The sequence below is a fragment of the Paenibacillus praedii genome, from assembly GCF_049725345.1.
GTDB lineage: Bacteria > Bacillota > Bacilli > Paenibacillales > Paenibacillaceae > Pristimantibacillus.
In genome coordinates this window covers 23,273-36,676 of record NZ_JBMWAM010000006.1, presented here as the reverse complement: position 1 = coordinate 36,676, position 13,404 = coordinate 23,273, and the positions used below count along the sequence as shown (strand labels likewise).

At 48.1% G+C, this 13,404-nt stretch carries 12 protein-coding genes; 11 read left to right on the top strand and 1 reads right to left on the bottom strand.

The window, feature by feature from the left end; all coding sequences use genetic code 11:
* The first annotated feature begins 122 nt into the window (after nt 1-122).
* The 10 genes from ACO9K6_RS07615 to ACO9K6_RS07570 all read left to right on the top strand — a co-directional run bounded on the left by ACO9K6_RS07615 (nt 123) and on the right by ACO9K6_RS07570 (nt 11,298).
* A complete protein-coding gene (locus tag ACO9K6_RS07615; protein WP_424766953.1) occupies nt 123-1,361 on the top strand; it encodes a M24 family metallopeptidase in 1,239 nt (412 codons plus the stop codon).
* Nucleotides 1,362-1,529: 168 nt separating this feature from the next.
* The gene (locus ACO9K6_RS07610; protein WP_424766952.1) at nt 1,530-3,056 is read left to right on the top strand and encodes a sugar ABC transporter ATP-binding protein; all 1,527 of its coding nucleotides are present in this window, start codon (nt 1,530-1,532) and stop codon (nt 3,054-3,056) included.
* The gene (locus tag ACO9K6_RS07605; protein WP_424766951.1) at nt 3,053-4,018 is read left to right on the top strand and encodes an ABC transporter permease; all 966 of its coding nucleotides are present in this window, start codon (nt 3,053-3,055) and stop codon (nt 4,016-4,018) included. Before ACO9K6_RS07610 ends, ACO9K6_RS07605 begins: the two co-directional genes overlap by 4 nt.
* Before the next feature lie 45 nt (nt 4,019-4,063).
* Nucleotides 4,064-5,107 carry an ABC transporter permease gene (locus tag ACO9K6_RS07600; RefSeq protein ID WP_424766950.1) on the top strand — a complete coding sequence of 348 codons (1,044 nt, stop codon included), beginning with the start codon at nt 4,064-4,066 and terminating at the stop codon, nt 5,105-5,107.
* A 96-nt stretch (nt 5,108-5,203) separates the two neighbouring features.
* Nucleotides 5,204-6,349, top strand: a complete 1,146-nt coding sequence (locus ACO9K6_RS07595; RefSeq protein WP_424766949.1) for a sugar ABC transporter substrate-binding protein — start codon at nt 5,204-5,206, stop codon at nt 6,347-6,349.
* A gap of 36 nt (nt 6,350-6,385) precedes the next feature.
* On the top strand, nt 6,386-7,624 hold the full coding sequence (locus ACO9K6_RS07590; RefSeq protein WP_424766948.1) for a M24 family metallopeptidase: 1,239 nt from the start codon (nt 6,386-6,388) through the stop codon (nt 7,622-7,624).
* A gap of 81 nt (nt 7,625-7,705) precedes the next feature.
* A complete protein-coding gene (locus ACO9K6_RS07585) occupies nt 7,706-8,020 on the top strand; it encodes a DMT family transporter (RefSeq protein ID WP_424766947.1) in 315 nt (104 codons plus the stop codon).
* A gap of 129 nt (nt 8,021-8,149) precedes the next feature.
* Nucleotides 8,150-9,223: a substrate-binding domain-containing protein gene (locus tag ACO9K6_RS07580; protein ID WP_424766946.1), complete on the top strand. Its 1,074-nt coding sequence runs from the start codon at nt 8,150-8,152 to the stop codon at nt 9,221-9,223.
* A 14-nt stretch (nt 9,224-9,237) separates the two neighbouring features.
* A complete protein-coding gene (locus ACO9K6_RS07575; protein ID WP_424766945.1) occupies nt 9,238-9,837 on the top strand; it encodes a GMC oxidoreductase in 600 nt (199 codons plus the stop codon).
* 90 nt (nt 9,838-9,927) lie between these two features.
* Entirely contained in the window at nt 9,928-11,298 is a 1,371-nt protein-coding gene (locus ACO9K6_RS07570; RefSeq protein WP_424766944.1) for a GGDEF domain-containing protein, read from the top strand.
* An 86-nt stretch (nt 11,299-11,384) separates the two neighbouring features.
* On the opposite strand, the gene ACO9K6_RS07565 is transcribed toward ACO9K6_RS07570, so the two are convergent.
* Nucleotides 11,385-12,938, bottom strand: a complete 1,554-nt coding sequence (locus ACO9K6_RS07565; protein WP_424766943.1) for a diguanylate cyclase domain-containing protein — start codon at nt 12,936-12,938, stop codon at nt 11,385-11,387.
* A 207-nt stretch (nt 12,939-13,145) separates the two neighbouring features.
* On the opposite strand from ACO9K6_RS07565, the gene ACO9K6_RS07560 reads away from it, so the two are divergent.
* A complete protein-coding gene (locus ACO9K6_RS07560; protein ID WP_424767095.1) occupies nt 13,146-13,298 on the top strand; it encodes a nuclease-related domain-containing protein in 153 nt (50 codons plus the stop codon).
* Nucleotides 13,299-13,404 lie beyond the last annotated feature (106 nt).

The window sequence follows — 13,404 nt, the reverse complement described above, 5'->3', positions numbered from 1 at the left end:
ATCAGAGGATTGTTTACTTAGATGGCGGCCTTTAATGCTGTAAATTAAGGATAACAAGAGCAACAAGCTCTTGAAGCCGCAAGGCAAACCAAATCTGAAACGGTGAAAGGGGTTAATAACAAATGATCTCAAATGCAGCGTTGAAATGGATTCCGGATAAGTTTGAAAGATTTGTACGCTATGGAGAATTCCAAGGACCAGGCGAAACGATTACGAACGAGGACTATAAAGCCCGCGTTGAAATAGCAAAGAAAAAAGTAGTAGATGAAGGTTTGGACGCGCTAATCGTATTTGGTGACTGTTACCGGATGTCGAACATTCGTTGGCTTGTGAACTATCGTACGATCGACGGCGTATATCCACAGCCGATGCTTCTCTACATCGTGCCTGACCGCGATCCGGTATTTTTCCTGCCAATGAGCGAGATTCCTTCCGCACACAGCTCTTCGGCCATGTCAGCGCTCGGCGGCGACATCCGCGAAATCCGCAAGGACTGGGCGCCATTCCTGAAGGAACGCGCAGAGAAAGATAAGCCTAAGAAGGTTGGAATTTGCGGATACACATACATGGATCTTGAGTTCTGGTTCCCAATCAATGAGGCTTTCAAAAACTCCGACGTACAGCGTTCGATGATCATCGAGCAGCTGAAATCGAAGAAAAATGAAGCTGAAATCGCATCGATGAAACGTGCAGCCCGTGTATGCGACGCAGGTATCGAGATGCTGATGGACCTGCTTCGCGACAGCGAAGGCATCACAGAGCTTGAAGCGACTTCCCTTGTATACGCAGCTATGTTCGCAAATGGCGGACACGCCATCGCTTACGACATCATGATTCAATCCGGCGAGAACACGGATGTATTGTTCAAGCGTCCGACTACCCGCCAAATGAAGCGCGGCGATCTCGTTATGATGGATTACGGTATCCGCGTCAACGACTATTCGTCTGACAACGCCCGTACCATTTGCTACGGTGATGTAGGTCCAGAAGCGAAGCGTCTGATGGAAGCTTGCTCGATGGGCTACGAGGATTGCTTGCAGAAGATCAAAGCCGGCATGACGGGTATCGAAGCAGATCTTGTGATCCGCGAAGCATTCCGCAAATACGATGTTGAGCAATATTTGGTAGAGGTAAGTGAAGGCCGTACTGGCGCGCATGCGACAGGTATGGACCCTGAAGAGGATATTCCGGAAATCGGTCCAGCTTGCGACAACGTACTCGAAGAAGGCCAAACCTTCGCATACGAGCTGTCCCTGATCGTTCCTGGCATCGGCGGCGTTCGTACAGAGGATCAAGTCGTTGTTCGCAAAAATGGTCTTGAGCCATTCCACACCTTCAACCGCTTCTTGTATGTTGATTAATTAATCGCTGGCTTCAAGTTATAGTTGTCCCTGCCCTGTAGCGAATAAGCGACAGGGCAGAGGCAGCCCTTAAACATGGCGATGAGCTAAAGCTGGAGTGTAGAGAAAATAGGCTTCGCCCTATAGGACAGGACTTCACATGATTTGGATGGGAGTGAAGGAAAACAAATGGAAACAGCAGACGATCAAGTCCTCATTGAGTTAAGCGGAATCACGAAGAGATTTCCAGGCGTGCTTGCGCTTGAGAACGTTTCACTGAATGTGCGCAAGGGTGAAGTGCTTGCGCTGGTAGGAGAAAATGGCGCTGGCAAGTCCACGTTGATCAAGATTCTTTCGGGATTATATCGCAAGGATAGCGGAGAGATCCGGGTAAAAGGCAAGCCGGTAGAAATCAATGGCACCAAGGATGCGCAGTCGCTTGGCATCAGCACGATTTTTCAAGAGCCTTCGCTTGCTCCGCATCTGAACGCTGTACAAAATGTGTATCTCGGTCGAGAGCTTCTAAAGTCCGTGATGGGCAAAGCGCTGCAATCGCTGAGTGAGAAAGAAATGTATCAGGAAACAGCGAAGCTTTACCGGAAGTTTTTCCCTACGGTAGAGGATCTCGTTAAGCCTGTTAGTGAATTGGACGCACTGAAAAATCGCGTAATCGAGATTGTGAAAGCGCTTTCCATTGAATGCTCCGTCGTCATTATGGATGAGCCGACAGCCGCTTTGGCTGAGCAAGAGCGGGAAGTTTTATTTGATTTCATCCGGCTGCTTAAGGCACAAGGCGTATCGGTCATTTACGTATCGCATCACCTGCGGGAGCTGTTCTTACTGGCTGACCGCATCACGGTTATGCGTGACGGAAAATTCGTCGCTACGGTGAACAAGGTGGATACTAATATCGACCAACTCGTCTCTATGATGGTTGGACGCGAATTATCGAATCACATCGTAAAGGAAGAAGTAAAGCTTGGCAATGTGGCATTGAAGGTCAGCAACTTGAACCGCGACGGTGTGCTGCAGGACATTAACTTCCATGTTCGTCAAGGGGAAATCGTTGGTATTGCCGGACTTGCCGGGTCAGGAAGAACGGAGACGGTAAGGGCTGTTGTAGGCGCGGACCCGATCAACTCGGGAACGGTTACGATGGATGGATTGGCGTACCGGATTCGGTCGCCGCGAGACGCGATCAAAGCGGGTATCGGCCTTTTGCCGGAAAACCGGAAATTGCATGGCGCACTCATCGAACTGTCGGTCGCAAACAACATTACGCTGGCTGCCATTGACCGCGTAGTATCCAATAAGCTCGTGCTGAAGAAAAAGAAGGAATCAGAAATCGCCGAGGATTACGTGAAGCGTCTTGGCATTAAGACGCCGCATGTCAATCAGAGGGTCAGATTCCTCAGCGGCGGTAACCAGCAGAAGGTTATTTTGGCCAAATGGCTATTCACGCAGCCGAAGGTATTGATCTTCGACGAGCCGACGCAGGGTATAGACGTAGGGGCAAAAATAGAGGTTTATAACCTGATCGCTGAGTTTGTGCGTAATGGAGGAGCCGTTCTGATGGTATCCTCGGAGCTCCCTGAGTTGATGGGACTCTCCGACCGTATCTATGTCATGCACAAAGGGAAATTTGTTCATGAGTTTTCACGTGAAGAAGCGACAGAGGAAAATATTATGATGTACGCTTCGGGAGGACATGAATGAGCACACAAACCAAAAAACTAGCAAAGCTAAGTTCTCGTGAAGGACTAGGCGTATCGTTGATCCTTGTCGTATTGTTTATATTTTTATCCTTATCGTCACCGTACTTCCTGACCGTAGAAAACGTAACGAATCTGCTGATGCAATCCGTGTTCGTTATGCTCGTTGCCTTTGGAGTCATGTTCGTGCTCTCCATGGGCGGTATCGACCTATCGGTCGGTTCGGTACTAGGCCTCTGCGGAGGGGTAACCGGCTGGCTTATGATGCAAGGGATCAGCATGTGGGTTGCGATTTTGGCCGGACTTATTTTAGGCGGCGTAATCGGAACGTTTAACGGGATTCTTATTACTAAGCTTCGAATATCGCCGTTTCTGGCAACCTTCGCGATGCTCTATATTGCACGCGGACTGCTGCTTCTGCTTACGATCAATGAGCCTATCCGTGATTTTGCAACGCCGCAATTTAAGTTCATTGCACAAGGCTATTTGCTCGGCATACCGATGCCGGTCTGGATTGCTCTTATCGTATTAATCATTTGCTACTTCGTATTCAATATGACCAGCTTCGGACGTTTTGTTATTGCTGTAGGCTCTAACAAAGAAGCTTCGCATTTATCCGGCATTTCCACGGACGGTATTAAAATTCGTGTGTATGCGCTCTCGGGAATTCTCGCTGCAGCTGCCGGCGTTGTGTTGACCTCGAGGCTGACGGCCGTGCAGCCGCTTATGGGAACATCCTATGAGCTGGACGCGATCGCGGCAGCCGTTATTGGCGGAACGAGCATGTTTGGAGGCAAGGGAAGCGTGGTCGGCGTTGCGATCGGCGCTGTCATCCTTGCGCTTGTATCGAATGGCCTTGATCTTCTGGCGGTCAATCAGTTCTATCGTTTGATCATAACCGGCTTAATCATCATTATCGCGGTGGGCGTTGAACGTTACACATCCACAAGAGCGAAGACGGCCTAACTATAACCTGAATAAATAAAGCCGCTTCTGAAGGAGGCTACGAAATTGGCTAATCAAAGTCCAGAACCGCTCGCACAAACGAATTCCGATCAGATTAAAGATTTACGCATACCATTCAGAATCGATCGACAAGTTATTGGCCTTCTCGTTTTCTTGGCGGTCATTATCATTGGGATGTCATTTGCTTCAGAACATTTCCTTACCTACACGAACCTGCTCAACGTACTGCAGCAGTCGGCATTCGTAATGATTCTGGCGTTCGGGATGACCTTTGTTCTCTCGACGGGAGGTATAGACTTATCCGTTGGTTCGGTCGTCGGTATTTCCGGCGGCATGACGGCATGGCTGCTATTCCATGATGTGAATATTGTACTGGCCGTGATTGGCGGCATGATTGTCGGTACAGCAATCGGGATCATTAACGGGCTGGTCATTACCAAGCTGGGCATATCCCCTTTCATTGCGACATTGGCTATGATGATTGTCGCACGCGGCGTCCTCTACGTCTGGACGGAAGCGATTCCATTCCGAGAGTACATGAAAAGCAATTTCGAGTTTCTCGGTCAAGGCCGTATTGCGGGCATCCAATTCCCAATCATTGTAGCGGTTGTTCTTCTACTCCTGCTGCTGTTCGTCTTCCGCAGGATGAGATTCGGCCGCCACGTGCTGGCGCTCGGCAGCAGTGAAGAAGCCGTAAGGATCTCGGGTATCAAGGTCGACCGGCTGCGCATCAAGGTATACGCCTTGTCCGGTCTTATCGCGGCAATCGCGGGTATTCTGCTCGCTTCGCGTCTGACTACGGTACACCCGGAGATGGGCAAGAACTATGAGCTTGAAGCCATAGCTGCCGCGATCATCGGAGGAACAAGCTTATCCGGCGGTAAAGGAAGCTTAGTCGGAACGGCGCTTGGAGCAATTATTTTGTTCATGATCAAAAATGCAATGAATCTTCTCAACGTGCACCCGTATTGGGAAACAATCGTCGTCGGCGTCATCATTCTCGTGGCCGTGTCGGTTAACATTTGGGGCGGCTCGGGCAAGTTCAAGCTGTTTAACCGAAAGTCATTAAAGGAGGTGAAGCCAAGCTAAAACAGAAATGGCATGACACAGGCAAAGGGCAAGGGGTTCAGGTTTGGCTCGAGGCACTAAACATTGGATGTATGAAAATTCGAGGAGGTCAAACGCATGTCACGTACAAGAATGAGTATGAAATTGGTATTGTTGCTAGTCCTGGTAGTCAGCATGATCGCAGCAGGTTGCACGAACAATAACGCCCCTGCGGCGACGACTGACACGACAACTGACACAAACACGGTCGTTTCAGAAGGATCATCCACGGCTTACCAGTGGGGCGACAAAAATTTCGAGAGTTTCGTAAGAAAAGCATCGGAAGGGCGTACGTTGAAAATCGGCTTCACGCCTCCGGCTGCTTCGGAATTCTATGACATTATTGAGCATGGTGCGAATACGATGATGAACGAGCTTAGCGATCGCTTCGGCGTGAAGTTCGAGTTCGAGATGTCGGCACCGAATGAGCATCAATCCGTTGAATCTCAGGTCGCAACGATCGAGAACTGGACGGCGAAAGAGTATGATGCGATTCTGGTCTCCTCGGCAGGCGATTTCGATTCCATGAATGCCGTTTATCAGAAAGCGATGGATGCGGGTACTGCGATCTTCATGTTCAACATGCCAGCTGAAATGTGGGATGAGAGCGAGCTTAAGGCTGTCTCGGTTATCGGTTACAACAACCATTACCAATCCGGCTATATCGTAGGTAAGTATGCGGCTGAGAAGCTGAACGGAAAAGGAAATATCCTATTGGTATGGGGCCTTCCTGGTCACTGGTCGACATCACGTAAGAACGGCTTCCTTGAAGCGATCAAGCCTTACCCAGATATGAAAATCGTAGGTGAGCAGCGTGGTGACTATGTACGTGACAAAGGGATGCAAGCTGCTGAGAACCTGCTCCAAGCAAACCCTGACGTTGATTTGATCTATGGTGAGAACGAGGAAATGGCGCAAGGCGCAACGCAAGCCGTAGAGGCTCGTGGTTTGAAGCTGTGGGATGGCACAGACGGCATCATCACTATTGGTGCGGATGGTCTGAAATCCGGCTATGAATCGATTCGCGACGGCAAGCTGACAGCAACCGTTAACGTAGGTCCAGTAGATATGGGACGTGAATTCATTAAATCTGTGTTCATGCATGAAGTGCTTGGCTACACCGTTGACAAAATCATTAACGTACCGACAACAGTTATAGATAAAGAAAATGTGGACATCGCAGCTGCCTATACGGACTGGGCACTTGGTGTGGAGCGTAAATAACACAGAATGAAGCTAACCAAATAGGAGGTAACATAAATGATCTCAAATGCAGCGTTGAAATGGATTCCGGATAAATTTGAAAGATTTGTACGCTATGGAGAGTTCCAAGGACCAGGCGAAACGATTACGAACGAGGACTATAAAGCCCGCGTTGAAATCGCAAAGAAAAAAGTAGTAGATGAAGGTTTGGACGCGCTAATCGTATTTGGTGACTGTTACCGGATGTCGAACATTCGTTGGCTTGTGAACTATCGTACGATCGACGGCGTATATCCACAGCCGATGCTTCTCTACATCGTGCCTGACCGCGATCCGGTATTTTTCCTGCCAATGAGCGAGATTCCTTCCGCACACAGCTCTTCGGCCATGTCAGCGCTCGGCGGCGACATCCGCGAAATCCGCAAGGACTGGGCGCCATTCCTGAAGGAACGCGCAGAGAAAGATAAGCCTAAGAAGGTTGGAATTTGCGGATACACATACATGGACCTCGAGTTCTGGTTCCCAATCAATGAAGCGTTCAAAAACTCCGACGTACAGCGTTCGATGATCATCGAACAGCTGAAATCGAAGAAAAACGAAGCTGAGATTGCATCGATGAAACGCGCAGCCCGTGTATGCGACGCTGGTATCGAGATGCTGATGGAACTGCTTCGCGACAGTGAAGGCATCACAGAGCTTGAAGCAACCTCCCTTGTATACGCAGCTATGTTCGCGAATGGCGGACACGCCATCGCTTATGACATTATGATCCAATCCGGCGAGAACACAGACGTACTGTTCAAGCGTCCAACGGACCGTGCAATGCGCCGCGGCGACCTCGTTATGATGGACTACGGTATCCGCGTCAACGACTATGCGTCAGACAACGCCCGTACCATTTGCTACGGCAATGTAGGACCAGAAGCGAAGCGTCTAATGGAAGCTTGCTCGATGGGCTACGAGGACTGCTTGCAGAAGATCAAAGCTGGCATGACGGGTATCGAAGCAGATCTTGTCATCCGCGAAGCATTCCGCAAATACGATGTTGAGCAATATTTGGTAGAGGTAAGTGAAGGCCGTACCGGCGCGCATGCGACAGGTATGGACCCTGAAGAGGATATTCCGGAAATCGGTCCAGCTTGCGACAACGTTCTCGAAGAAGGCCAAACCTTCGCATACGAGCTGTCCCTGATCGTTCCTGGCATCGGCGGCGTTCGTACAGAGGATCAAGTGGTTGTGCGTAAGAACGGACTAGAACCATTCCATACCTTCAACCGCTTCCTGTATGTAGATTAGTATTAAACGAACCTGTTACAGGGCCTGATGTTGAACCTAAACGTCAGGCCCTTTTTCATTGGTCAGTAGGGGGAGAGCATCATGGGATGGGTTTATCTTACTCTTGTCATTATTACTAATATAATGGCCGTCGTTTCTTTTAAAATACATTCCGTACAGCCCAACTGGACCCTCTATTATTTGGGTTATGGATTTACGGCCGTCTGTTATTTCTGTTTATCCCTAAGTATCAAGCATCTGGGCATGACGATGTCCTATGTCATATGGTCAGGTGTGGCAATTGTTCTTGTAGCGGTATTAGGCTCGGCTTTTTTTAACGAATCGATGTCGATCATGAAAATGGTCTTCGCTGCTTGTGTTTTAATCGGAGTTATTGGTATGGTCATCACCAAGTAATGAAATCCACTTGATATTGGAAAAACGAGAGCTAAATGCAAGATGTTCCAGCTCTTCATCATACACGGAAAACGCTTTCTGCGCTAAAATGTACATAGAGTTGTTCAATCATGAGGAGGATATACGGCGATGAGACGAGTGAAATGGTTCGGCTGTGCGGGGCTTATCATTGTATTGCTTATTACGGCTGCATGCCGCAACTCCTATGACAATCCGAATTCCACTATGGATGCGGGAATTCCTTCAGACGCTGCCGTCTTCGATGATCCAACTACCATAGATTATGGATTATTTTGCGGGGATGGCTGTCAAGAGGTGTTGACACTGGAGGCCCCAAGAGAATCTATTAAAGGCACAGTAGGCGTTGTTGCATCGGGTACATTTCCTTACGGCGCGGGAACGATGAGAATGGCGGACGAAGCGGTTAGAAAATATTTTCCTAACATGGATGTCATCATCGGAAATGGCAAAAGCGATCCCGTCATACAGAGCGCGGTTATTGATGATTTTATTGCGCAGAAGGTAGATGTGCTCGTGATTGACCTCGTAGAGAAGGATACCGTCGATGCGGCGCTTGAGCGGGGGAAGGATGCGGGAATTCCGATTATTCTGATCGACAGGTGGACGAATGTGGAGCCGCTTACACTCATTAAAGCCGAGGACGTCGAGGTAGGCAGAAAGGCTGGACAACAGGTAGTCGCTTTGTTGAACGGCAAGGGCAATGTCGTTGAGATTAAAGGAACAGCAGCCTCTACGACAACGATTGACCGCAATAAAGGGATTTTAGAGGCGTTTGAGGGTTATCCCAATATTAAAATTATCGAGAGCATGAACGCGGATTTTGAACAGGCAAAGGGGATGAGAATGATGGAGCATGTGCTGCAGCGCTTTCCGTCCGGAGAGATCAGCGCAATCGTATCCCATGCCGACGTGATGACGATGGGAGCGATTGCAGCTATCAAGGCTGCAGGACGTGAGGACGAAATCTTCGTCGTAAGCGTGGATGCGCAGGAAACGGCGCTGGAGGCAATCGAAGCGGGTGAGATTCATGCAACGGTCGCTTATCCGATTGTCATGCCAATGGGCATTATTGCAGCGGCCAAAACGATTGCCGGCGAGAGCATGCCGAAATTCATAGAGCTGGAAGCGCCAATTGTGACGAAAGAAAACGTGGCTAAGTATAAAGGCAAAACAGGCTATTGAGGAGGAGTGGGACCATGAGTCAGCAGCAGGACGTCATCGTAGTTGGGAGCAGTACGGCAGCCGGCATTGTCGTGACAGAGCTTGCCCGCGCTGGGCTTCATGTCGTCGTTCTTGAGCACAGAGAGGAAGCGGAAAATAAAAGCATAAAAGAAGCCGCAGAGGAAACCGGAAATGTGGCGCTTCGTTGTTCTGTACATATGGGTCTCATCAACCGTGATATGAAGGGGAGAGTGAGCGGCGTATCGTTCTTTAACGAGGTGGGAGAAGCCGAGGACCTGGAGGCGGAGATTGTTATTCTTGGCGGCAATGCGCGCGAGAATGCAAGGCTGCTGCTTGTATCGGATATTAATAGCAGCGGGCAGGTAGGCAAGGCGTCGGGGCCTGGTCACGCCAATACAGCTGGTTATGGCACCCATCGCATGGGTTGGAATCGGAAGGAGTCCGTTGTCGACGCCTATGGCGAGGTTCATGAATGCAAAGGGCTGTATGCGATAGGAGAAGGACAACTTGCGGACAGTCCTTATGGCAGCGTTGTCAATACAATCGAGGCGCTCGCGCATATGACGGCAGACCGGCTGCTGTATCGTACGAGCACGGATTCGAGCTGTCTCTAAAATAAAGGTTGCTAATAGGAAGGAGGTTGATGTATATAATGAGATAGTAATCATACGAAGCTAGTGAGACATCCAAGGAGTGGACGGAATGTGAAAAGTAAAATGATAACCACCGCCCGAAATATAGGGGTACTCGGGGTGTACGGCGGGTTTATCTACATGGAATGGATGCTCCATCAAAGCATACCCTTACTGCTTCAACTGCTATTATGCGCAGTTATGATTCTATTCTCTTATTTCATTGCAACACCCGTTTGGATGAAATCCTTTCCAAGGAAGAGAAAGCTTGTTATTTATTTGCTGCTTGGCATCGTACTGCTGTTAAGTCTATTCTGGGATCTATTGCGAACGATTCATAGCGGCAATATGTTCAGCATAGAGATCTTCATCGTTCCTGTCGTGCTGGCGTTATTATTTCTTTCTATGAAGGAAGCGATCTTCGTATTATCCTTATGCGTCGTCATCAGCACGGTGAACGTGCTTACACATTTGGAAAATATTGTGATCGAAGGTGTCTATTCGGGTTTATTGCAAATCGGCATAAGCATTCTTATTATTTTCATCATGAACCAGGCGCTTAAAGTGAGAACGAAGCTGCTGAACAAGCAGGACATTCTGGTCGAAAATTCCAGAGCACTCGTTGTAAGCATCGATCGCAACGGCAAAGTCGATCTATGCAATCCAGCCATGCTTGCTTTACTGGGAATGAAACAAAATGAAGTAATGGGTCATTTCTTCTGGGATGTTAAAGTAAGAGCAAAAGGTACAGGGATTGAACAAGTTTTTCAACTGCTGGCGCAACGGGTAAAGGTCGAGCAGGTGGAGCTGAAGATCGAGAGCAGGACCGGCACGGCGACATTTCTGGCGGATACCTATCCAGTGAATGATGATGGGCTTGCAAGCGGACTGATCGTTGTGCTGAACGACATTTCCGATCGCAAGGCTATTGAACAGAAGCTGTACGATCTGTCCGCTACCGATGAGCTGACCCAAATTGCAAACAGAAGACATTTCGAGCGGCGGTTTGATGATGAAATCAATCGTTCTAACCGTTATGGTCGGCCGCTTTCTTTTATACTCATCGATCTGGATCATTTCAAGCAAATAAACGATACTTACGGTCATCTCTTTGGAGATAAGGTGCTTCAGACCGTAGCCCGGGTTCTAAATGAGAATATTCGCGATACGGACCTTGTTGCCAGATGGGGCGGAGAGGAGTTTGCCGTTCTCATGCCCGAGACGACAAGGGAGGAAGCAGAGGAGATTGGCCGCAGGCTGTTGGCTAATGTAGAGGAACAGTCCATACCGATTCAGGAGGATCTCTCGATTACAGTAACCTTCTCAGCAGGGATAGTCACCGGCGTGGAGAAGAGCAGCAAAGAGCAGATGATCGCTATTGCGGATACGGCTCTATATGATTCGAAGAAGAACGGCAGAAGGTGCGTTACGGTCGGACAATGATTATAAATAATAGGATTGGAAAAAAAGCATCTCAGGCTCTCTTTTGAGCGTCACGGATGCTTTTTTTCTGATGAAAAGCTAATGTCTCAACGCCGAACGGATGACTTGAATTTCATCGTATCGTTATACACACTATAGGTGTTTTTACCGGCGCGTTTCGCGTGATAGAGCGCCAGATCGGCGCATTTGTATAGTTCTTCTGCGTTCTGCGCGTGTTCTAGGGCAAGAGCGATGCCGATTGAAGCTGTCGTTTGAAAATCTTTGACGACATTGGTCCCCATGATATCGATAGGACGCTTCAGCTCTTTAATGATCTTACGCGCGATTTGCGAAGCGGCATGCTCATCGTCAATTTGATTAAGGATGACGACAAATTCGTCTCCTCCAATGCGTGCCGTGATATCGCCCTGCAGATGTACGATGGAGCGGATTCTGTTGGCTACTTCTTTAAGGAAGGAATCGCCAGCATCATGTCCGAGGGAGTCATTGACCTTTTTAAAGTTGTCCAGGTCGATGTGAAGCAGCGCCGTTTTTTTTCCTTTTTTCTTATTCTTCTCCATGCTTAAAGTAAGCGCATTCTCAAAGGCCGCACGATTCGAAAGACCCGTAAGCAAATCATGGGATGCCAGATACATCGGTCTTGCAACGAGACGGGTGATGATGTAGGAAATAATGAGCGCAATGACGATCGTCGCCAGCAGCTGAAGCAGGAAAATCTGATTATTTTGCTTCAATTTGTCCAGCAATTCCTGTTCATTATATATAATTTCAATAATGCGTTGATCTGTAAACTTAACCATATCGTCATCAAAGTGTGTGCGGTAAGGCACATAGCGGTAAGTAACGAGGTTGCCATGCAGTGTTCTTTGTACTTGTTGTACTGTGGAATCAATATACGCTTTGTTGAGGTAAGGCTTGTTTTCCTCGGAGACCAGCAGTGACTTGCTGTCCTTCCCTGTCTTGCCAATCGACCTCCCCGAGGTTGTGAACACCGTGATATCATTGATATAGCTGTATTTATGGATTAAGCTGCTGCTGATTTCAAGGAAGTTAAAGTTTTTGAAGATAGGACTGTTTTCTTGATACAAGCCAAGCTTGATCAAATATTTGTGGTCATGCGTAGGGACATAGCTGTATTTTCTAATTTTACCAGTATTAGTATCCTGATCCAGGTCGTCCGCTGCGAATTCGGTTCCATTCAGCCGGTCTGCCAAGAGCTGTGTGAAGGTGTTCATACTGCCGTCTTCTTCCCGGAAGCTCATCCCGATATCCGGGGCAAAGCTGCTGTAAAGGATCGTTTGGGTGTCATCGATAATATAGATGTCCATTCCGTCAAATTCATTTTTGAGGGCTTGATAGTTCCAGGCTGCCACGTCCGGGTTATCCCGGTATTTTTGCAGTAATCTATTTGAATACGCTCGCATGTGCGCTTCCACATCTTCATCTAAAATATGAAAGGCCTTGTCCGCATCCGAGACAGCGGTGACGACGATGTCTTCAACCAAGGAAGACTCTCTTTTGTATCCGGTTACTAAATTTTCCTTCAAGCGGTTCTGATTTACCATCGATACGCTGAATGTCAATAATATGCTGAAAATACCCATAGTAGCCATTAGTTTCGTTTTAAAGCCAAGCTGCAAAGCGTTACCCCCTCGATGAAATGACTAGGACTATCTTACTATAATATTGGTGGGCATGCTAGAATAGTTTGCCATAACTGTGATTTAGCTTATTGCAGGTGACAGGATGGTGGCTGCTATTGCTGCCGGGTACAAGTCAAAGGGAGAGGTTTATAAGCTGATGGCGCAGGTCTCCTTACCCGTTTTGTAGAATTATACCAGAACAAAATAAACGATCTTCTGTTACCTCATCGGAAAACACGTTCAGGTTATGCTCAGTTTGACCATCTGGTAATTTCACCCTATACTATCTTTGCCATTGAAACTAAAAATTATAAAGCTAATATTAAAGGAGTACGTGATGAGCGCTTGGAGCGTTAGCAATCGGTTTAAAATGTACAATTCGTTGATGCAGAATGCAGGACATATAACAGAACAGCCCGCCCCGCGAGTCAAAGAAGTTGAATATTGTAATGGTTCAAAGTGG